General features: G+C 70.6%; 18 protein-coding genes and 1 tRNA gene. 12 read left to right on the top strand and 7 right to left on the bottom strand.

All coding sequences use genetic code 11. The annotated features are described in order from the left end of the window. The first annotated feature begins 232 nt into the window (after window positions 1-232). Window positions 233-745 carry a hypothetical protein gene (locus tag HQQ78_RS09335; RefSeq protein WP_173152717.1) on the top strand — a complete coding sequence of 171 codons (513 nt, stop codon included), beginning with the start codon at window positions 233-235 and terminating at the stop codon, window positions 743-745. Window positions 746-788: 43 nt separating this feature from the next. Here the strand turns inward: HQQ78_RS09335 and HQQ78_RS09330 are convergent, their stop codons facing one another. After that, window positions 789-2,183 (bottom strand): zinc-dependent metalloprotease, encoded by a 1,395-nt coding sequence (locus tag HQQ78_RS09330; RefSeq protein WP_173152714.1) that lies wholly within the window; start codon window positions 2,181-2,183, stop codon window positions 789-791. Window positions 2,184-2,305: 122 nt separating this feature from the next. Here HQQ78_RS09330 and HQQ78_RS09325 point away from each other — a divergent pair, with 122 nt between their 5' ends. From HQQ78_RS09325 to HQQ78_RS09305, 5 genes are all read left to right on the top strand, one after another. Continuing rightward, window positions 2,306-3,418, top strand: coding sequence for a PDZ domain-containing protein (locus HQQ78_RS09325; RefSeq protein ID WP_123571541.1), 1,113 nt, complete (start codon window positions 2,306-2,308; stop codon window positions 3,416-3,418). Window positions 3,419-3,518: 100 nt separating this feature from the next. After that, complete coding sequence (locus tag HQQ78_RS09320) at window positions 3,519-6,464, top strand: UPF0182 family protein (protein WP_173152711.1); 2,946 nt, start codon at window positions 3,519-3,521, stop codon at window positions 6,462-6,464. A 136-nt stretch (window positions 6,465-6,600) separates the two neighbouring features. Further along, window positions 6,601-6,674, top strand: a tRNA-Met gene (locus HQQ78_RS09315). A 103-nt stretch (window positions 6,675-6,777) separates the two neighbouring features. After that, window positions 6,778-7,872 carry a glycerate kinase gene (locus HQQ78_RS09310; RefSeq protein ID WP_173152708.1) on the top strand — a complete coding sequence of 365 codons (1,095 nt, stop codon included), beginning with the start codon at window positions 6,778-6,780 and terminating at the stop codon, window positions 7,870-7,872. Continuing rightward, window positions 7,869-8,735, top strand: a complete 867-nt coding sequence (locus HQQ78_RS09305) for a carbon-nitrogen hydrolase family protein (protein WP_173152705.1) — start codon at window positions 7,869-7,871, stop codon at window positions 8,733-8,735. The genes HQQ78_RS09310 and HQQ78_RS09305 overlap by 4 nt, the downstream gene beginning before the upstream one ends. Here HQQ78_RS09305 and HQQ78_RS09300 read toward each other — a convergent pair. Next, on the bottom strand, window positions 8,721-9,920 hold the full coding sequence (locus HQQ78_RS09300) for an aminotransferase class I/II-fold pyridoxal phosphate-dependent enzyme (protein WP_173152702.1): 1,200 nt from the start codon (window positions 9,918-9,920) through the stop codon (window positions 8,721-8,723). The genes HQQ78_RS09305 and HQQ78_RS09300 overlap by 15 nt on opposite strands. 144 nt (window positions 9,921-10,064) lie before the next feature. Between HQQ78_RS09300 and HQQ78_RS09295 the strand changes: the two genes are divergently transcribed. From HQQ78_RS09295 to HQQ78_RS09270, 6 genes are all read left to right on the top strand, one after another. After that, entirely contained in the window at window positions 10,065-11,804 is a 1,740-nt protein-coding gene (locus HQQ78_RS09295) for a S1C family serine protease (protein WP_173152699.1), read from the top strand. A 175-nt stretch (window positions 11,805-11,979) separates the two neighbouring features. Beyond that, a complete protein-coding gene (locus HQQ78_RS09290; RefSeq protein ID WP_173152696.1) occupies window positions 11,980-13,023 on the top strand; it encodes a glycosyltransferase family 2 protein in 1,044 nt (347 codons plus the stop codon). 6 nt (window positions 13,024-13,029) lie between these two features. After that, a complete protein-coding gene (locus HQQ78_RS09285; RefSeq protein WP_173152693.1) occupies window positions 13,030-13,836 on the top strand; it encodes a CDP-alcohol phosphatidyltransferase family protein in 807 nt (268 codons plus the stop codon). Further along, window positions 13,833-14,720 (top strand): glycosyltransferase family 2 protein, encoded by an 888-nt coding sequence (locus tag HQQ78_RS09280; RefSeq protein ID WP_173154752.1) that lies wholly within the window; start codon window positions 13,833-13,835, stop codon window positions 14,718-14,720. Before HQQ78_RS09285 ends, HQQ78_RS09280 begins: the two co-directional genes overlap by 4 nt. 52 nt (window positions 14,721-14,772) lie before the next feature. After that, window positions 14,773-16,077, top strand: coding sequence for a CDP-glycerol glycerophosphotransferase family protein (locus HQQ78_RS09275; RefSeq protein ID WP_173152690.1), 1,305 nt, complete (start codon window positions 14,773-14,775; stop codon window positions 16,075-16,077). A gap of 99 nt (window positions 16,078-16,176) precedes the next feature. Then, complete coding sequence (locus HQQ78_RS09270; protein WP_056048603.1) at window positions 16,177-16,482, top strand: helix-turn-helix domain-containing protein; 306 nt, start codon at window positions 16,177-16,179, stop codon at window positions 16,480-16,482. Between the two features lie 50 nt (window positions 16,483-16,532). Here the strand turns inward: HQQ78_RS09270 and HQQ78_RS09265 are convergent, their stop codons facing one another. From HQQ78_RS09265 to HQQ78_RS09245, 5 genes are all read right to left on the bottom strand, one after another. Then, window positions 16,533-16,814 (bottom strand): hypothetical protein, encoded by a 282-nt coding sequence (locus tag HQQ78_RS09265; protein ID WP_173152687.1) that lies wholly within the window; start codon window positions 16,812-16,814, stop codon window positions 16,533-16,535. 153 nt (window positions 16,815-16,967) lie between these two features. Continuing rightward, window positions 16,968-17,771 (bottom strand): hypothetical protein, encoded by an 804-nt coding sequence (locus HQQ78_RS09260; protein ID WP_342211740.1) that lies wholly within the window; start codon window positions 17,769-17,771, stop codon window positions 16,968-16,970. Between the two features lie 9 nt (window positions 17,772-17,780). Continuing rightward, window positions 17,781-18,542 (bottom strand): ABC transporter ATP-binding protein, encoded by a 762-nt coding sequence (locus HQQ78_RS09255; RefSeq protein ID WP_123571534.1) that lies wholly within the window; start codon window positions 18,540-18,542, stop codon window positions 17,781-17,783. Further along, window positions 18,542-19,339: an ABC transporter permease gene (locus HQQ78_RS09250; protein WP_173152684.1), complete on the bottom strand. Its 798-nt coding sequence runs from the start codon at window positions 19,337-19,339 to the stop codon at window positions 18,542-18,544. Before HQQ78_RS09250 ends, HQQ78_RS09255 begins: the two co-directional genes overlap by 1 nt. Before the next feature lie 61 nt (window positions 19,340-19,400). After that, on the bottom strand, window positions 19,401-20,114 hold the full coding sequence (locus HQQ78_RS09245; protein ID WP_056048594.1) for an NTP transferase domain-containing protein: 714 nt from the start codon (window positions 20,112-20,114) through the stop codon (window positions 19,401-19,403). Window positions 20,115-20,141 lie beyond the last annotated feature (27 nt).

Below are 20,141 nucleotides of genomic sequence, written 5' to 3'. Positions count from 1 at the left end.
ACTCGACCTCGGAGTCCTCGGGTGCGCCGTCCGCAGCCGTCAGGCGGGACCACAGCCGGCGGGCGGCTCTCGTGGCGACCTCGTGGACGGACAGCAGCGGAGGCGCGGTGAGGGGACGGGCGCTCAGCTGACCGGCGATCGCGGGCCAGGCACGGTCGGCCTCGCCGGCGTGGAGGTCGAGACACCGGGCGCAGGCCGTCGAACCGGGAACCGTCACGGGGCCGATCCGCGCGTGACGATCGCCCACGCGCACGACGAGGTGCGTCAGATCGGACCTCACCCACTCTCGGACGACCCGGGGGTCGAGCACGTGCCCGCCGACCAGGACGCCCGTGGCGTGCCTCGGCGGAGCCAGGTCGGCGTCGGCCCGTCGGACGTCGGCACCGCAGGAGCCGAGGAGGCGCGCGACGGCATCGGCGACGGGGCCCGGCCCGCCGACGACGACGGTCGGCGGGACGACCGACCGGGTGTCGCCGCCCAGCGCGGGTCGCAGGCGCTCGACGGAGGCTTCGACCGCGGCGCGATCCAGGCCGAGGTGGGCGACGAGGGTGGGCAGGCCCCCCGCGCCGTGCCCCGCGGCGACGGCCGCGACCACCCGCTCGTCGAGCCTGCTGACCGGACTCAGGACGAGCGTGGGGCGGTCGACGCCGACCTGGAGGGTCGACGGATCGCGCCAGACGACGGGGATGCGGGGATCGAGGACGAGGGGCATCGTCCGATCATGTCGTGGGGCCGGGGCGGATGAGGAGTTGTCCACAGGTCCGCCCGGGCCCCGGTGACGGTGTCCGTCAGGATCGGGGGGCGTCCTGGTCGGGCCCGGACTCGCCGGGCTCGGTCGCCGAGCCGTCGTCCCCCTCGCGGGGGCGGTCGTCGGTCGTGTCGTCGAGCAGGTCCTGGATCGCCTGGTCGACGTCGTCGAAAGTGGGCTCGTCCGACGTCAGGCGGGCCACGAGGGACTGCGGGTCGTCGACGTCGGCGCTGGTGGGCACGATGTCCGGGTGCGACCAGAGGTCGTCTCGGCGCTCGGCACCGACGGCGTCGGTCACGGTCTGCCAGAGGACGGCCGCCTCGCGGAGGCGCCGCGGCCGCAGTTCGAGGCCGACCAGGGTGGAGAAGGCCGACTCGGCAGGCCCCCCGGCGGCCCGGCGGCGGCGGACCGTCTCGGCGATCGCCGCGGACTTCGGGAGGCGCGCCGTGGCCTGGGCGGTCACGACGTCGACCCAGCCCTCGATCAGGGCCAGGGTGGTCTCGAGCCGGGCGAGGGCGGCGAGCTGCTCGTCGGTCTTCGGGGGGATGAGGGCCCCGCTCTTCATGGCCTCCTGCAGGTCGCCGGGGTTCGAGGGATCGAAGTCCACCGCGAGTTCTTCGAGCCGGGAGGTGTCGATGCGGATGCCTTGGGCGAACTCGCGGATGGACGAGATGAGGTGCAGGCGCAGCCATCGGGCGTGCCGGAACAGGCGGGCGTGCGCGAGTTCGCGGACCGCCAGGTAGAGCTGTACCTGGTCGGCCTCGATGTCGAGGCCCTCGCCGAAGGCGGCGACGTTCTGGGGGAGCAGCGCCGCCTGCTGCTCGTCGAGGAGCGGGATGCCGACGTCGCCGCCGGACACGACCTCGGTCGAGAGCTGGCCGACGACCTGTCCGAGCTGCATGGCGAAGAGCGTGCCGCCGACGCTGCGCATGACCTGGCTGGCCCCGGCGAGCATCGAGCGCATCTCTTCGGGAGCCTGCTCGCTGAGCACGCCGGTCAGGGAGTCGGCGATCGACGTGGCCACGGGCTCGGCGAGCTGGCTCCACACGGGCATGGTGAGCCGGGCCCACTCGGCGCGGGTCACGAGGCGGGGCGTGGCGGTGAGCTCGGCCACGAACGTGACGTCGTCGAGCCACAATGCGGCGACGTGGAAGGCCTGCTCGAGGGCGGCGGTCTCGGCCGCGGTCGGCACGACGGCGCTCTGGGCGCCCACGGCGGTCGCCTGTTCGGTGGCGATCGACCAGTCGATGCCGTCACCGCTGCTGTTGACGGCGTTCTGCAGCTGACTCATGAGTCGCGCCACGAAGGCCGGGTCGTCGGGCAGCCCGGCGGCCCCGGCGAGCTGCGACGGATCGATCTCGGAACCGCCGGACAGGAACTGCCGCAGCATGTCACGGAACTCGTCCTCAGGCCCGCGCGGCGAATCATCGGTCATGCTGACTACGCTAGCTGCTGGCCGCACGAAGATCCTGGGATTCGGCCACCGCTCCGGGGGCGTCGCTCCGCTCGTGGCGAACGCGACCCGCGCCTCCCCGGCCGATCCCGAAAGGACCCTCCGTGGCCTTCTTCACGCCCCCGCGCACCGCCCCCTCGTCAGCACGCCGAGCGAGCAGGTTCGGCTGGCCCCTCCTGGGTGTCGCCGTCGTCTCGGCCGTGGTCCTGAGCCTCCTCCCGGGGCCCTACCTGATCGAACAGCCCGGCCCCGTGTTCGACACCCTGGGCAGTGCCGAGTACGAGGGTTCGTCCCAACCCCTGATCACCGTGTCGGGCCACGAGACCTACCCCACCGCGGGCACCCTCGACCTGCTGACCGTGAGCGTGCAGGGCAACCAGGACGTCCGGCCGGGCTGGGTCGACGTCGTCCGCGCGTGGGCGGACCGTAGCCGTTCGGTCATCCCGGTCGAGGCCGTGTACCCGTCGGGGGTGTCGAACGACCAGGTCGACGAACAGAACGCCGTCGACATGCAGAACTCCCAGAAGTCCGCGATCGCCGCGGCGCTGATCCACGAGGGATACGCCGTCCCCAGCGCCGTGACCGTCAGCCAGGTCTCCGAGGGGAGCCCTGCCGAGGGCGTCCTGCGCGAGGGAGACGTCCTGGTCAGCGTCAACGGCACCAGTCTCGCCACCGATGCGGACGTGGACGTCCTCCGCGGCCTGGTGGCGGCGAACGGGGCGTCGACGCCGGCGGAGGTGGTCCTCGAACGCGCGGGGACGAGCATGACCGAGCAGGTCACCCCGCAAGAAGTCGACGGCACGCCGCTCCTCGGCGTCGGGGTCAGCGTGGACTACACGTATCCCTTCGACGTCACGCTCAAGCTCGACCAGGTCGGCGGACCGAGTGCCGGCATGATGTTCGCGCTCGGCATCATCGACAAGACGACACCCGGCGAGCTCACCGGCGGCGCGAAGGTCGCGGGCACGGGCACGATCACGGCCTCGGGCGAGGTGGGTGCCATCGGCGGCATCCGACAGAAGCTCTACGGTGCTCGCGACGCCGGGGCGACCGTCTTCCTGGCGCCGTCCACGAACTGCTCCGAGGTCGTCGGGAACGTGCCCTCCGGGCTGGACGTCTACTCGGTCGCCACGTTGGACGATGCGGTCACGGCGCTCGAGACGGTCGCGGACGGCGGCGACACGTCGTCCCTGGCCACCTGCACGGCCGGTCGATAGCGTTCGTGCAGCCCGCGCAAAGCTGAGAAGGGGACGCTGAGTCGGCCAGGCTCGACACGTAGGATGGCCGTCCACGTCCCCGTCAGCCAGGAGTCCACCCTTGACGTCACCCGCATCGTCGCGAACCGCACGACGCTCGCCCCGATTGCCCGTCCTGGTCACGGTGGCCGTCCTCGCCGCCCTGGTCATCGCCTTCTTCATCTTCTCGTCGCTGCTGACCGACTACCTCTGGTACCAGCAGCTCGGGTTCACGGGAGTGCTCACGACACAGTGGATCTCCCGCCTCGTGATGTTCGCGGTGGGCTTCGTGGCCATGGCGGTGCCGGTGTACGTCAGCATCGAGGTGGCCTTCCGGTTCCGGCCGGTGTACGCCAAGTTGAACTCCCAGCTCGACCGCTACCAGCAGGTCATCGAGCCGCTGCGTCGGGCCGTCGTCATCGGCGTCCCCGCCGTCCTCGGCCTCTTCGCCGGCATCGCCACGTCGACGCAGTGGCAGACCGTCCTCGAGTGGATCAACCGCACCCCCTTCGGTCAGACCGACGCGCAGTTCGGGCTCGACATCGGGTTCTACGTCTTCGAGCTGCCGCTCTACCAGGCCGTGGTCGGCTTCGCCTCGGCCGTCGTGCTCATCGCCGGCATCGCCGCCGTCGCGACCAGCTACCTCTACGGTGCCCTGCGCTTCACCGGTCGCGAAGTGCGCATCTCGAAGGTCGCGCGCATCCAGTTGGCCGTCACGGCCGCCGTCTACCTGCTCCTCCAGGGCGTGAGCCTCTGGCTCGACCAGTACGCGACCCTGTCCGACGGAACGAACAAGCTCCTCACGGGTGCCACGTACACCGACGTCAACGCGGGCATCCCCGGCAAGCAGATCCTGGCCGGCATCGCGGTGGTCGTGGCCGTCCTGTTCATCGTGACCGCGATCGTCGGCCGCTGGCGCCTCCCGGTCATCGGTACGGCCGCGCTCATCATCATCAGCATCATCGTCGGGGGCATCTACCCCTGGATCGTCCAGCGCTTCACGGTCGAGCCCAGCGAGCGGACGGTCGAGTCGCCGTACATCGAGCGCAACATCCAGGCGACGCGTGAGGCGTACGGCGTGGCCGACGTCGAAGAGCAGACCTACGATGCGAAGTCCGACGCCGAGGCCGGCGCCCTGGCCGGTGACGCCGTCACCACCGCGAACATCCGCATCATCGACCCCGCACTCGTGACCGACGCCTTCGCCCAGCTGCAGCAGTACCGCCAGTACTACAGCTTCCCCGAGCAGCTCGCGGTCGACCGGTACACGATCGACGGCAACGTGCAGGACACCGTCATCGCCGTGCGCGAGCTGAACACCTCCCAGCTCGGCAACTCGGCGACCCCCTACAACACGACCTTCGTCTACACGCACGGCTACGGCGTTGTGGCGGCCTACGGCAACCAGCGGTCGGCGGACGGCCAGCCGGTCTTCCTCGAGTCCGGCATCCCGGTGACGGGCGCCCTGGGCGACGCCGGCGACTACGAACCGCGAATCTACTTCGGCCAGGAGTCGCCCACCTACTCGATCGTGGGTGGCGACGGCGGCAACGACATCGAGCTCGACTACCCGTCGGGCAGCAACGACAACGGCACCAACGAGACGACGACCTTCGAGGGCGACGGTGGGCCCAAGCTCGACAACGTCTTCAAGAAGCTCATCTACGCCATCAAGTTCCAGTCCGAGCAGATCTTCCTGTCCGACGCGGTGAACGACCAGTCGCAGATCCTCTACGACCGTGACCCCACCGAGCGCGTCCAGAAGGTCGCTCCCTACCTCACCATCGACAGCGCGCCGTACCCCTCCGTCGTCGACGGCAAGGTCGTCTGGATCGTCGACGGCTACACCACGACCAACGAGTACCCGTACTCGAAGCCGCAGGCGTTGTCCGACGCGATCGCCGACACGTACAACGACCGCCCGGTGTACGCCTCGAACAACATCAACTACATCCGCAACTCGGTGAAGGCCACGGTCGACGCGTACGACGGCTCGGTCAAGCTCTACGCGTGGGACACCAGCGACCCGATCCTGCAGACCTACGACAAGATCTTCCCCTCCACGCTGTCGCCGCTGAGCGACATGTCGGCCGAACTGCTCCAGCACGTCCGCTACCCGCAGGACATGTTCAAGGTGCAGCGGGCGATCCTCGGCACGTACCACGTGACGGACGCCGACTCGTTCTACTCGAGCGACGACGCGTGGGTCACGCCCAACGAGCCGACGAGCAACGCCCAGAACCCGCCGTTGCAGCCTCCGTACTACCTGACGCTGCAGCTGCCCGATCAAGACCCTGCGTTCTCGATCTACTCGACGTACATCCCGCAACAGTCGGGCGAGAACGCCCGGAACGTCCTGACGGGCTATCTCGCGGCGAATGCCGATGCGGGGTCGACACCGGGTGAGATCTCGTCGGACTACGGCAAGCTGACGCTGCTGGCCCTGCCGCGCACCGACACGCTGCCCGGTCCCGGACAGGTGCAGAACAACTTCAACACCGACACGGCCGTGGCCAACCAGCTCGCTCTCCTCACCCGAGGTGACACGAGCGTCGTCCGAGGCAACCTGCTGACCCTGCCGGTCGGCGGTGGTCTGCTCTACGTCCAGCCGATCTACGTGAAGTCGAACTCCGAGACGTCGTACCCGGTCCTGCAGCGCATCCTGGTCTCGTTCGGAGACAAGATCGCCTTCGAGGACACCCTCGACGGCGCCCTCGACTCGCTGTTCGGTGGCAACTCGGGTGCGACCGCCGGAGACAACGGCGTTCCGACCACGGGTGACGGGACTGGCGGCACGGGCACCGGCACCGGCGACGGAGCGACCGACGGTGGCACGGCCACCCCCGACACCGGCGGCACCGGGTCGGGTACCGACAACGCGGCGCTCGACCAGGCCCTGGCCGACGCTCAGCAGGCCCTGACCGACCGTGCCGCGGCCTACGCCGACAACGACCTGGTCGCGGCGGCGGAAGCCGACACGCGCCTCCAGACCGCCCTCGAGGACGCGGTCGCCGCCAGCGGTCAGTAGGCCCGACCGGTGTGACGTCGACCCCCCTTCCGGCATGCCGGGAGGGGGGTACGTCGTCGATCAGGCGTCGTGGGTGCCTCTTCCGGTGGCCCGATTGGACGGGAGCCGAACGGCGTGCTAGAGTCATTTCTTGTGCCGCGGGGTGGAGCAGTTCGGTAGCTCGCTGGGCTCATAACCCAGAGGTCGTAGGTTCAAATCCTGCCCCCGCAACAAGAACGAAGAAGGCCCCGGTCGAATGACCGGGGCCTTCTTCGTGTCCTCGTGCGCGTGATCGGGTCTGTGCCCCGGCCGCCGATCATGCCAAGGTTGAGGCATGTCGAGACTCCGGGTGGTCATCGCGCCCGATTCGTTCAAGGGAACCCTCGGCGCACCAGAGGTGGCGTCAGCACTCGCCGCCGGCTGGTCACGATCACGGCCGGACGACGTCGTCGTCACCCTGCCCTTGGCGGACGGTGGCGAGGGCACCCTCGACGCGTTCGAGCGGGCGTACCCCGGGAGCGTCCGCCACGAGAGCGTCGTGGAGGGCCCTGACGGCCGCCGGGTCGACGCCCCCTGGCTCACGCTGCCCGACGGCACGGCCGTCGTCGAGCTCGCCTCGTCCTGCGGGCTCGGCCTGCTGAGCTCACCTGCGCCGCACGACGCGAACACCCGCGGCCTGGGTGGCGTCATCCGTGCGGCCGTCGACGCCGGAGCCACCCGACTCGTCGTCGGCCTCGGAGGCAGCGCGTCGACGGACGGGGGAGCGGGCGCTCTGACGATCCTCGGTGCCCGCATCGTGGATTCCCTGGGGGAGCCCGTCGCCTCGGGCAACCACGGCCTCACGACAGCCGCCCGGGTCGATCTGTCGGGTCTCATCGCCCTCCCGCCCGACGGCGTCACGCTGTTGGTCGACGTCGACAGCCCCCTGCTCGGTCCCGACGGTGCCGCGGCCGTGTTCGGGCCGCAGAAGGGTGCCTCCGTCGACGACGTCCTCGCACTCGAGCAGGGTCTCGAGCGTTTCGCGAGCCTCGTCGACGTCGATCCCACGACGCCCGGGGCCGGGGCCGCAGGAGGAACGGGTTTCGGTCTGCTCGCCTGGGGTGCCCGTCTGCAACCCGGAGCGGTCGCCGTCGCCGAGACGGTCCGTCTCGCCGAGGCCCTGGCCCACGGTGACGTCGTCGTCACCGGAGAAGGATCGTTCGACGGTCAGACCGCCGCCGGGAAGACCGTGTCGCTCGTGCGTCGGATGGCCGACGCCGTCGGAGTACCGGTCGTCCTCGTCGCCGGTGCGGTCGACGCGCCTGCGGACGGCTTCGTCGACGTCGTCTCGACCACGCAGGTGGCCGGGGGCGTCGCCGAGTCCACGACCCGCGCCTCCTACTGGGTGGGCGAGGCCGCCGCCCTGGTGGCGGGGCGGTGGGCGCGATGAGCGCCGGCAGGACGCCCGAGATCGTCGTCGCGGTCGTGCAGACCGCGCCCGGCGACGACCCGGCGCGCAACCGGCGGACCATCACGGACCTCACCGAGGAGGCGGTCCGTCGCGGAGCGCAGGTGGTGGTCTTCCCCGAGTACTCGTCGTATTTTTCCCCCGACCTGGGCCCGGCGTACCTCGAGGCCGCGGAACCCACGGACGGGCCCTTCGTGCGCCACCTGACCGCGCTGGCCGACCGGCTCGGCGTCGTGGTCGTCGCCGGCCTCGTCGCCGTCTCGCCCGACCCGGCCCGGTTCGAGAACCTGCTCGTGGCCGTGGCGCCCGGTCGGGGCGTCGTCGCCCGCTACTCGAAGCAGCACCTCTACGACGCGTTCGGTGGGCAGGAGTCCCGGTGGATCGTGCCGGGCCCGTTGGCCGTCGCCGCGACCTTCGAGGTCGGCGGGCTCGTCTTCGGTCTGCAGACCTGCTACGACCTGCGGTTCCCCGAGGTCACGCGGACGCTCGTCGACGCCGGGGCCGACGTCGTCCTGATGCCGGCCGAATGGGTGCGCGGGCCGCTCAAGCAGCACCACTGGACGACCCTCCTGACCGCTCGTGCGCTCGAGAACACCGTGTACGTCGCCGCCGCGGACCACGCACCGCCGATCGGCGTGGGCTGCAGCACGATCGTCGACCCGACGGGCGTGGCCGTCGCCTCGGTCGGGGACGAGGTCGACGTCATGGCAGTGGCCAGGGTCTCGGCCGACCGGATCGCCGCCGTGCGGCGCCTGAACCCGTCCCTGGCCCTGCGTCGGTACGACGTGGTCCCGCGCCGCGTGGGGGCCGGCGAGACCTCCTCGGAGCGCTCAGACCGAGAGTGACGCGAGTCGGGCCGCGGCCTGCTCGAGCACCTCGACGCGCTTGCAGAAGGCGAAGCGGACGAGGGACGACTGCTCGGCGGCGAGCGCCGGGTGGCAGAAGGCGCTGATCGGCAACCCGACGACTCCGACCGATTCCGGGAGGCGCCGGCAGAGCTCGGCCGCGTCGTCGAACCCCAACGGAGCGGCGTCGGCGACCACGAAGTACGAGCCGCGGCTCGCGCGCACCGCGAAGCCGGCCCGACGCAGCCCGTCCGACAGCACGTCTCGCTTGTGGGCCAGCGTGCGAGCGATCCCGTCGAAGTAGGCGTCGGGAAGTCCGAGTCCGACGGCGATCGCGGGCTGGAAGACCGAGCCGTTCACGAAGGTCAGGTACTGCTTGACGGCGACGATGCGGTCGACGAGTTCGGCCGGACCGGTCAGCCAGCCGATCTTCCACCCCGTCGTGTTGAAGGTCTTGCCTCCCGACGAGATGCTGATCGTCCGGGCCGCCGCCCCGGGCAGGGTGGCGAACGGCACGTGTGCCGCTCCGTCGAAGAGCAGGTGCTCGTAGACCTCGTCGGTGACGACGAGCGCGTCGTGCTCGACGGCGAGTTCGAGCAGGAGGCGCCTGGTCGCGTCGTCGAGGACGCTGCCCGTGGGGTTGTGCGGGTCGTTCAGCACGACGAGGCGGGTGCGCGGACCGAAGGCCCGACGGAGTTCGTCCGGGTCGACGACCGAGTCCGGACCCCGGAGCGGGACGGTGACGTGGACGCCGCCCGCAAGCCCGATGACGGCTCCGTACGCATCGTAGAAGGGCTCGAGCGTCACCACCTCGTCACCGCGGTCGACGAAGGCCAGGATGGTGGCCGCCAGCGCCTCGGTCGCCCCCGCGGTCACGAGCACCTCGCGTCGCGGATCGAGGTCGATGCCGTAGAACCGCCTCTGGTGGGCGGCGACGGCGTCGAGGAGGACGGGCATGCCCCGGCCCGGCGGGTACTGGTTGAGGCCCGAGCGCAGTGCCTCGTGCGCCGCCTCGAGGACCTCGACCGGGCCGTCATCGTCGGGGTATCCCTGCCCGAGGTTGATGCTGTCCGTCGCCGTGGCGAGCGCCGACATCTCGGCGAAGATGGTCGGGGCGAGTCGACCGGCGGCGTCGAGGAGCATGGCGCCGCTCGCCGCGCGTTGCCAGGGTGCTTGAGGAGTCATGATCCCGTCACCGTAGCCGCGGTGGAGGGGCTCGGGGGAGGTCCCGTCCAGCCGCCGCATAAGCTGGGCGCAGTCCGCTCACAGGCTCGCCGTATGATCCGCCCAGCTTGGGCGACCAGGCTGTCAGGGCTTGGAAGGAGCACCATGACCGACACCCCCCGCCACGACGACGCCGACGACGGCGCACCGCGCACGCCCGAGGGCACCGCCGACGGTTCGCAGGGCGTCCCGGGCACCGACCGGGCCACGAACGACGGTGCCCAGCCCACGACGCCGTACCCGGCGGACCAGGGCGTCACCTACGGTGCTCCGCCTCTCCCCGGCAGCACGCCGCGCGCCGGCGAGTTCGAGTCCGGCCCCGACGGGCGCCGGAACGACGACTCGCAGCCTCGACCCGGCTCGTTCCCGCATCCGTCGTCTCACCAGCAGGCGGGTCCCTACCAGCAGCCCGGTTCGTACCAGCAGACGGGTTCGTACCAGCAGGCCGGGGACCCTCAGCAGCCCGGTCCCTACCAGCAGCCCGGTTCGTATCAGCAACCCGGGTCGTACCAGCAGCCGTCCTCCTACCAGCAGCCCGGTTCGTACCAGCAGGCCGGGACCGACCCCTATCGGCAGCCTGACTCCGACCCGTCGGCGTTCGCGTACGACACGACGAACTCGTACGCGGCGGCTGGTTGGCAGGCGCCTGCGGCGAAACCGAAGAAGAGCCGGCGTGGTGCGGGGTCCGTCGCGGCGGCCCTCCTGGTCGGCGTCCTCGTCGGAGGCGCGGCGGGCGGCGGCGTCGCCGCGGTGCTGTCCCGCGACTCCGGGGCCGGCGTCTCGGCCACGGGTCAGTCGCGAGACCTGACGGTCAACGACTACGACGACGCGACGGTCGTCACGGCGGTGGCGGCGAAGGCCACGAAGTCGGTCGTCACGATCAACGTGACGGCGGGCGAGTCCGGCGGCACCGGCTCGGGCGTCATCCTGAGCGACGACGGCTACATCGTCACGAACACGCACGTCGTCACCCTCGACGGGGCGAGTGCGTCGGGTTCCGTCACCGTCACGCTCAGCGACGGCAGCATCCTGCCGGCCGAGGTCGTTGGCCTCGACCCCACCGTCGACCTCGCCGTGCTGAAGGTCGACGCGACCGGGCTCACCCCCATCGACTTCGCCGACTCGTCGGAGCTGAACGTCGGCGACACCGCCGTGGCCATCGGCGCACCGCTCGGTCTGTCGAACACGGTGACCGACGGCATCGTCTCGACCCTCAACCGCAGCATCACCGTGCAGTCCTCGGCCGCCCCGACGGACGGCAGCGACCAGGGCCAGCAGAACGACAACAACGGCCAGGGGCCCTTCTCCTTCAACAACGGCGACGGCGGCACGCAGAACCAGGCCAGCTCGGTCATCTCGCTGCCGGTCATCCAGACCGACGCGTCCATCAACCCGGGCAACTCGGGCGGTGCGCTGCTCGACTCGCAAGGAGAGCTGATCGGCCTCAACGTCGCCATCGCCAGTTCCGGAGAATCGTCCGGCAGCATCGGCGTCGGGTTCTCGGTGCCGTCGAACCTCGTGCAGCGCGTCGCCAAAGAGATCATGGCGAACGGGAAGGCCAGCCACGGCCTCCTCGGCGCCAGCGTGAACGACGCCACGAGCGACGCGGCCGCCACCCGGGTCGGGGCGCTCATCGTCCAGCTCAGCCCCGGTGGTGCGGCGCAGAACGCCGGCCTGCGGCAGGGCGACGTCGTGACCGAGTTCAACGGCGTGCCGATCAGCGACCGGACGGACCTCACGGCGCAGGTCCGGTTCCTCGCCGGTGGCGCGACGGCCGACCTCACCTACGTCCGGGACGGGAAGACCGACACCACGAAGGTGACCCTCGACACCCTGACCTCCTGAGGCTCTGCCCGGTCGGTGCGGCGGGGTGGGGACGCGACGGCGTCCCAACGGGGGTCGGGACGCGACGGCGTCCCGGCCCCCGTTGGCGTGTTGCTAAGCTCGCCACGATCCCTGCGGCCGTCCGCAGTCCCGACCCGCGCCTCCCCGGCGCTCACGAGCCCGAGGAACGCGATCCATGCAAGCAGGCGACGCCACCCGACCCGGTGTCTCGTACGTCATGCCCGTCCTCAACGAAGAGCACGAGATCCGGGCGGCGGTCGAGAGCCTGCTCGACCAGGACTACGAAGGCCCGTTCGAGGTGATCCTGGCCCTCGGTCCGAGCGTCGACCGCACGAACGAGGTCGTGGCCGAGATGTCGGCGGCCGACCCGCGTGTCCGCAGCATCCCCAACCCCGTCGGATCGACCCCTGCCGGGCTCAACGTGGCCATCCGGGCGTCGGTCCACCCCGTCACGGTCCGCGTCGACGCCCACTCGGTGCTGCCTCGCGACTACACGCGCATCGCGGTCGAGACCCTCGAACGCAGTGGGGCCGACAACGTGGGCGGCATCATGGCCGCCGTCGGGCGCACCCCCTTCGAGAAGGCCGTCGCCCGCGCCTACGGCAGTCGGGTCGGCCTCGGTGGGACGCCGCACCACGTCGGTGGGGCCGAGGGGCCGACCGACACGGCTTACCTGGGGGTGTTCCTGCGGCACCGTCTGATCGAGGTCGGCCTCTTCGACGAGGGCGTCAAGCGCGGTCAGGACTGGGAGCTCAACCGCCGACTCAGGGCCACGGGCGGCACGGTCTGGTTCACCCCTCGGCTCGTGGTGACCTACCGTCCGCGACCGAGCCTGCGGAAGCTGGCGCGCCAGTTCGTCGCCACCGGGCTCTGGCGGGGCGAACTGGCCCGACGCTTCCCCAAGGCGAACACCGTGCGGTACCTGGTCCCTCCCGCCATGGTGCTCGGCGTGGCGCTCGGCCTGGTGGTCGGCCTGACCGGCCTGGTCGGCCTCGCTCTCGGCACCGCCCTCGGGTGGGCCACGCTCGCCCTCGTCGTACCCGGTGTCTACGTCGTCTTCGTGCTCGCGGCCGCTCTGCTCGCCGCCCGCGGCGACGACCTCCGCACCCGGCTCTGGTTTCTCGTAGTCTTGCCTTCCATCCACTTCGGGTGGGGCGTCGGCTTCGTGCTCGGCTTCCTCGACCTCACGAAGAACATCACCGCCCAGACCGGAAGGTAGCCGCCGATGACCGCGCTGCCCACCAGACCGAGCTCGATCGCCGAGCTGCGACGCGTCGCCCAGCCGCCCGAGGTGCGCAGCCGCGCGAACGCCGAGCACTGGACGGCCTCCCTGTACCTGCGCGACGTCTCGCCCTACCTGACCTGGTGGCTGCTCAAGACCAGCGTCTCGGCGAACGGCGTGACCGGGTTGATGATCCTCGTCGGCTGGTGCACCGCCCTGTCGCTGCTCGTGCCGGGCATCACCGGTGCCCTGCTCGCCCTCGTGCTGGGCCAGCTGCAGATGCTCGTCGACTGCTGCGACGGCGAGGTGGCCCGCTGGCGCGGAACGAGTTCGCCGGCCGGGGTCTTCCTCGACAAGGTCGGCCACTACTCGACCGAGGCGCTCATCCCGATCGTGCTGGGCGTCCGTGCCGCCGGGTTCCCCTTCGAGACCCCGGAGGACTTCCTCTGGACGACCGCCGGCTTCGCCCTGGCCCTCGTGATCGTGCTCAACAAGGCCCTCAACGACATGGTCCACGTCGCCCGGGCGAACGCGGGCCTCGCCCGGCTCGAAGACAAACGAGGAGGCGCGACCCAACCGAGCGGGCGCCTCCTGTCCCGACTGCGCAGCGCCGCGCGCTTCGTGCCGTTCCATCGGCTGTACCACTCGGTCGAGCTGACCATGCTCGTCTTCCTGGCCGCGATCGTCGGCCTCGTCGTGGGCGGTGTCACCCCCGACCGCGTCCTGCTCGTCGCCCTGCTCCCGTTGTCGGTGCTGGCGTTGGTCGGCCACTTCGTCGCCATCATGGCGTCGAAGCGGGTGCGCTCCTGAGCGAGGTCCGGCCCCGGGTCGGAGTCGTGAGCCTGACCCAGGGGCGACGTCCGCGCGACCTGGCTCGGGGGTTGGCCACGATGCTGGCCCAGCGCGACGTCGAGCTGGACGTCGTCTGCGTGGTGAACGGACGAGACGCCGCGACCGCCGAGGTCGAGGTCCCGACCGGGGTCCGCCTGCTCGAACTCGCCGAGAACGTGGGCATCCCCGCCGGCCGCAACCGGGGAGCCGAAGCGGTCTCGGGCGAGTGGATCTTCTTCCTCGACGACGACGCGAGCCTGCCCTCCGAGCGGTTCCTCGCCGACGCCGTCGCGTTGATGCGGGCCCGACCCGAGATCGGGCTCCTGCAGCCGCGGGTCGTGGACCCCGACGGCGCCGCGAACCCCCGCCGCTGGACGCCTCGACTGCGCAAGGGCGACCCTCGCCGCTCGAGCGACGTGTTCTCCGTCTGGGAGGGGGCCACCCTGCTGCCGCGCGACGTCTTCGACGCCTGCGCCGGCTGGGGGGAGCCGTACTTCTACGCGCACGAGGGCATCGAGCTGGCGTGGCGGGTCTGGGCCCAGGGCAGGCGCACCTGGTACGAGGGCTCGCTCGTGGCGAACCACCCGGCCATCGACCCGGCGCGGCACGCCGACTACTACCGTCTGAACGCCCGGAACCGGGTCTGGCTGGCCAAGCGCAACCTGCCCTGGCCGTTGGTCCCCGTCTACGTCGCCTCCTGGACGGGGGTCCAGCTGGTGCGCTGGGCACGCACCCCGCAGCGCCTGCGGCCCTGGTTCGCGGGCTGGGTGGAGGGGTGGCGAGAGGCGCCGGGCGGTCGACGCTCCATCGGTTGGGTAACGGTCCTCCGCATGTCCAGGGCCGGTCGACCTCCGGTCCTCTAGGCTTTCCGGGGTCCGGCGCCGATCGGGTGACGGACCGACCCGAGGAGGGCAAGTGCCGCTGACCCGAGACCTGGGGCTCGCCTGGAGCCTCGCCCGCCGGGCCGTCCGTTCCCGCAGCAGTCGACGTCGGCTGGAGCGCGACCCGCGGGTCGCGGTGACGCCGGCTCCGGGCACCGTGCGCGTCGCCGTGTACTTCGCCGACACGGCCGTCAACATGTACCAGATCCGCCAGTGGTACGCGCCTCTCGCCCACCTGGCCGAGACCTTCCCCGTCGCCATCGTCGTCCGTTCGCCGGGCACCATGGTGACCATGCTCGACGAGAGCCCGGTACCGCTGGTCTACGCCCGCAAGGTGGCCGACCTCGAGGACTTCGTCGCCGCTCAGCCGCTGGCCCTGACCCTGTACGTCAACCAGAACGCCAAGAACTTCCAGATGATGCGGTACGGCCGCATGTGGCACGTCTTCGTCAACCACGGCGAGAGCGACAAGATGTACATGACGACGAACCAGTTCAAGGCCTACGACTACGCCTTCGTCGCGGGCGACGCCGCCAAGGACCGCCTCGCCGCCAAGCTCTGGGACTACGACCTCGAGAAGCGCGCCGTGCCCATCGGACGCCCGCAGGCCGACCACTTCTCGGGCGAGGTGCGCTACCCCGACGACGACCGCCTCGTCGTGCTCTACGCCCCGACCTGGGAGGGTGACCGTCCCGCGGCCGCGTACGGGTCGATCGCGACGCACGGTCTCGCCCTCGTTAGGGCCCTGCTGGCCTCGGGGCGTCACCGGGTCGTCTACCGGGCGCATCCGCGGAGCGGCGTGCTCGATCCCGAGTACCGGCGAGCGCACGAGGCGATCATCCGGGCCCTCGGCGAGGCGAACGCGCGTGATCCCGACGCCCACCACGTCCACGACGTGGGGCCCGAGCTCGGCTGGCAACTGGCGGCGGCCGACGTCGCCGTGACCGACATCTCGGCGATGGTCTACGACCGCCTCGCCACGGGCCGTCCCCTCGTCGTGACCCGTCCGGTCGCCGTCGAGGCCGACGTCGACGAATCGGGCTACCTCGGTGACGCCGAGTGGTTGACGGCCGATGGTGCGGGCGACATCGTCGCCCTCGTCGATCGGGTCGTCGACGATCCGGAGGCGCGGGGTCGCCTCGAGCACTGGGTCCGGCGTCACTTCGGTGACACGTCGCCCGGAGCGGCCACGCATCGGTTCGAGAGCGCGGTGGCGCGCCTCGTGCAGCTGCGTGACGACTACGCGGCGCGCCGACCGTCGATCGACGACCCACGTTCGACCGGTTCGGCGGGCGACGCCGACCAGGAGGCCGGCGACGCGGAGGCGTCCGACCTCTGACCCCCGGCACCAGACTCGAGGGGTCTGGGGCACCAAGGCTTTCATGTCTCGGTGCCGTGGACTCTGGATGTCAGACGCTGAGCAGCGTATCCATGAGGCATGCCTGAACCGACGTCCGCCGCCGCCCGCCTCTTCGGAGAACGCATCCGTGACGAGCGTCTGCGCCTCGGGCTGAGCCAGGACGAGGTGGCGCACCTGGCGGGCATGAACGTGTCCAACTACGGAAAGATCGAGCGCGGCATCGGCAACCCCGTGTTGCACACGATCGTCCGTCTCGCCGTCGTGCTCGGGGTCGACCCGGGCGTGCTGGTCACCGACCTCGGGGCCGATCACCTGCCGCCCGTCCTCGAGGCCTTCACGGCTGCGGACTACGTCGCCGAGAGACGCGCTCGGCTCAGCAGCTGACCCGCCACCTCACGGGAAGGGCTCGTCGGCCAGGGTTCCGTCGACCAGGCTCAGAAACTGAACCGCCAGAGGTACTCGTCGCCGCCGGGCCGGAACCATCGCACGACGGCGATCGCACTCCGGCTCAGTTCGACGCCCAGCACGCAGAGGTCGACGGACTGGGCGGGGTCGAGTCGGTTGGTCGCGACGGGGACGAGGAGCCCGGTGCCCACGAGGGTGACCCTGACGCCCGTCACAGTCTCGGGGGAGTCGTTGACCAGCCGGTAGACGCGGGGTGCGCGGGAGCGGTCGAGGCTGAAGGGGACGGTGTAGGCAAGGGTCGACGTCGTCATGTCGTCGACCCTAGGAGCGACCGACGCGGGTCGACGCGCGTTCTTGTGGACGACGGCTGACTGGGGAGGACCCGTCAGGGGCCGGATCGCCGCCTCGCGCGAGGCCCGCGTGGCCGCCTCGCGGACGCCGGGTCGCCCTGGCGAGGGGAACGGTCAGAGCGACAGGTCGAGGGGGAATTCGGCAGGGGCCGCACCGAACGCCGTGCGGGCCGTCGTGACGACCTTGCGTCCGAGGAGGTGGTTGCCCGTCCCTCCCACGACGGCACCGATGCCGAACGGAAGGGCCCTGCCGAGGACCGAAGCCCCCTGCGACGCGGCGAACCGTCGGACGAACTGCTTGCGGATCGTGTCGGTCAGGCCACTCATCGCCGCCTTGGGCAGTTTCGAGGTCACGAGCTCACCCCAGAACGCGGTCCTGGCCGGGGCCGTCCCCATGGCCTCGCCCGCGAACTGTCGGACGAGGCTGGCACCCGGGCCGCCGAGCAGCATCGCCATGACGAGGGCCCGGGCGCGGTCGGGGTCCGAGACGGCGATGCCGTGGACCTCGGTCACGGACTGCGCGAAGAGGGCGCTCGCCTCGAGGAAGCCCGCGGTCTCGACACCCGAGAGGGCCAACGACACGCCCCAGCCGACACCGGGGATCACGGCGCTGGCCCCGACGGCGGCCCCGCCGGTCGTCACCGCGGCGAGGTACTCGCGTTCGAGGATGGTGATCAGCTTCTGTGGCGTCGCCTTCTTGTGCCGACGGCGCAGCGTGGCGACGTGCTTGACGACCACCGGACGTTGTACGGCCAGCAGCTTGTCGAGACGGCGCACCCAGGCGGTGTCCTCGGACCTGTCGGGCGCGGACGTCTGGTAGTGGTACTCGGTCGAGTTCCCGGCGTCACGGGCGACGAGTCGTCCGTCCGCCGTCGAGGCGTCGTGGTCGGGGCTGTGGGGCTGACTGCGTTCGGGCACGCCTCGACCCTACGCCGAGGGGCGGGGAGGGTGATCGGTGGCGTACCGGGCCAGGGCGTCGTCGAGTGGGCCGTCGAACACCAGGGCGCCCTTGTCGAGGTAGAGGCCCCGTCGGCAGAACCGTTTGAGGTCGCGTTCGTTGTGCGACACGAGGAAGAGCGTCCGACCGTCGGCGAGCATCTCGCCGATCCGGGCGTAGCACTTCTCACGGAACGCCTTGTCGCCCACGGCGAGCACCTCGTCGACCAGCACGACGGGCTCCTCGAGCCGCGAGATGACGGCGAACGCGATGCGGACCTTCATTCCGCTCGAGAGGTGTTTGTAGGGCGTGTCGACGAAGTCGCCGATCTCGGCGAACTCGATGATCTCGTCGAAGCGCCGGTCGATCTCGGGGCGGGACATGCCGTGCAGGCCGGCGGTCAGGTACACGTTCTCCCGGACGGTGAGGTCGGCGACGAAGCCACCGGTGATCTCGATGAGCGGCGCGACGCCGCCCGTCACCTCGACGGTGCCGGTGTCGGGCAGGATCACCTCGGCCACCAGCTTCAGCAACGTCGACTTGCCCTGGCCGTTGCGTCCCACGACGCCGATGGCCTCGCCCGGCTGCACCTCGAAGCTGATGTCGCGCAGGGCCCAGAACTCGCCCGGCCGGGACCGCCTGCCGCTGTCGGCGAAGAGGTCCTTGAACGACCGTCGGCCACGTCGGTTGCGGCGGAAGCGGATGCCGACCCCGTCGACGCGGATCACGGGGCGAGGTCCGGCGACGGTCATCAGATCTCCTTCAGGACGGCACGTTCGCTGGCTCGGAAGACGAGCAGCCCGACCGCCAGGACCACGACGCACACGCCTCCGCCGACCAGCACCTCGGTGAGGTCGAACTGTTCCGGGAAGAACGCCGACCGGTAGAGGCCGAAGATGCCGCTCAACGGGTTGAACGCCGCCAGCAGGTGGAGGCTCTCGGGGAGGTCCTGGGTGCCGTAGATGATGGGCGAGGCGTAGAAGGCGAACCGGAGGGCGAGCTTCGTGGCGCGCTCCAGGTCGCGGAAGAACACGACGAGCGGCGCGACGATTAGCCCCACCCCGGCGACGAGCACGGTCTGCATGACCATGGCCAGGGGGAAGAACACCACCTGCCACTGCAGGTGCGCGCCGCCCACGACGGCGAACAAGGCCAGGACGGGAAGGCTGAGGGTGAACTCGATGCCCTTCGAGCCGACGAGCCGGAACACCCAGATCGTCCGGGGGATCTTGGTCGACCGGACGAGCTTCGCCTCGCGGATGAACGCCCGGGTGCTGTCGGACACCGCCCCGTTGAACCACATCCAGGGCAGGAGGCCCGAGAGCAGGAAGACGATGTACGGCTCGTCGCCGACCGACCGCTTGAAGACGACCGAGAAGACGAAGAAGTAGATGCCCGACATGACGAGCGGGTCGAGGATCGACCAGAAGTAGCCGAGCTTCGACGTCGAGTACCGGACCTTGAGGTCGCGGCTCGTCAGCAGCCACAGCGTCTGTCGGTACCGCGCGAAGCCGCTACGACGGGGCCGTTCGGCCAGGTCAGTGCTCACGGACGTCCTTCTCGTTCAGGACACCAGGCACCGGCGCGCAGCCGTCGGGAGACGGCTCGGTTTAGACGAACAGGTTCGCGCGCTCGAGGTCTTCGGCGAAGTCGACCTCGACGGCGTAGAGGTCGGAGATGTCCACGGGCTCAAAGCGTAGCCCGTCCTGGCCGATGGCCAGTTCGATGCCACGCTCGAAGTAGTCCTGGTTGTCGACCTTCGAGAGCTGGTGCATGAGCGTCGCCTTGTCGGCCTTCGACACGAAGTTGATGCCGACGGCCTCGCCCAGACCACCCTTGACCTGCTTCGACAACTCGGCGATGTAGCCCTCGGCGTCGGTCGTGTACTTGACCTCTTCGTCGGACACCTTCGAGGTGTTGACGGTGACGAACGACTGGTCGTCGCGGACCAGGCGGGCCGCGCGAGTCAGGGCCGTGGGGTCGAAGACGACGTCGCCGTTCATCCACAGGACGCCACCGGAGGCGCTGGCCCGCAGGGCGCGGAGCAGGCTCTTCGACGTGTTGGTCTGGTCGTACATCTCGTTGTAGACGAACGAGGCCGACGGGAACGCCTCGACGATGTGCTCGAACTTGTAGCCCACGACGACGGTCACCCGGGCGTCGGGCCCGAAGGCGTCCCGGATGTTGTCGAACTGCTGCTGCATGATGGTGCGGCCGTCGCTGAGCTCGGTCAGTGCCTTGGGCAACGAGCGGCCGAGGCGGCTGCCGAGCCCGGCGGCCAGGATGACGATCTGCTGGCGGTGGTTCGTGTCGTTCTTGCTCACGCTGGTCTCCTCACAAGGGGCGAGCCC

Source organism: Frigoribacterium sp. VKM Ac-2859 (assembly GCF_013204925.1).
Taxonomy (GTDB): domain Bacteria; phylum Actinomycetota; class Actinomycetes; order Actinomycetales; family Microbacteriaceae; genus Frigoribacterium.
This window is presented reverse-complemented; position numbering and strand designations above follow the sequence as displayed.

What these genes read in the sequence shown, in the direction of transcription:
- HQQ78_RS09330 (WP_173152714.1), bottom strand. Translation starts at nt 2,183, where the DNA reads ATGACCGATGATTCGCCGCGCGGGCCTGAGGACGAGTTCCGTGACATG.
- HQQ78_RS09310 (WP_173152708.1), top strand. Translation starts at nt 6,778, where the DNA reads ATGTCGAGACTCCGGGTGGTCATCGCGCCCGATTCGTTCAAGGGAACC.
- HQQ78_RS09305 (WP_173152705.1), top strand. Translation starts at nt 7,869, where the DNA reads ATGAGCGCCGGCAGGACGCCCGAGATCGTCGTCGCGGTCGTGCAGACC.
- HQQ78_RS09300 (WP_173152702.1), bottom strand. Translation starts at nt 9,920, where the DNA reads ATGACTCCTCAAGCACCCTGGCAACGCGCGGCGAGCGGCGCCATGCTC.
- HQQ78_RS09295 (WP_173152699.1), top strand. Translation starts at nt 10,065, where the DNA reads ATGACCGACACCCCCCGCCACGACGACGCCGACGACGGCGCACCGCGC.
- HQQ78_RS09290 (WP_173152696.1), top strand. Translation starts at nt 11,980, where the DNA reads ATGCAAGCAGGCGACGCCACCCGACCCGGTGTCTCGTACGTCATGCCC.
- HQQ78_RS09285 (WP_173152693.1), top strand. Translation starts at nt 13,030, where the DNA reads ATGACCGCGCTGCCCACCAGACCGAGCTCGATCGCCGAGCTGCGACGC.
- HQQ78_RS09270 (WP_056048603.1), top strand. Translation starts at nt 16,177, where the DNA reads ATGCCTGAACCGACGTCCGCCGCCGCCCGCCTCTTCGGAGAACGCATC.
- HQQ78_RS09265 (WP_173152687.1), bottom strand. Translation starts at nt 16,814, where the DNA reads ATGACGACGTCGACCCTTGCCTACACCGTCCCCTTCAGCCTCGACCGC.
- HQQ78_RS09255 (WP_123571534.1), bottom strand. Translation starts at nt 18,542, where the DNA reads ATGACCGTCGCCGGACCTCGCCCCGTGATCCGCGTCGACGGGGTCGGC.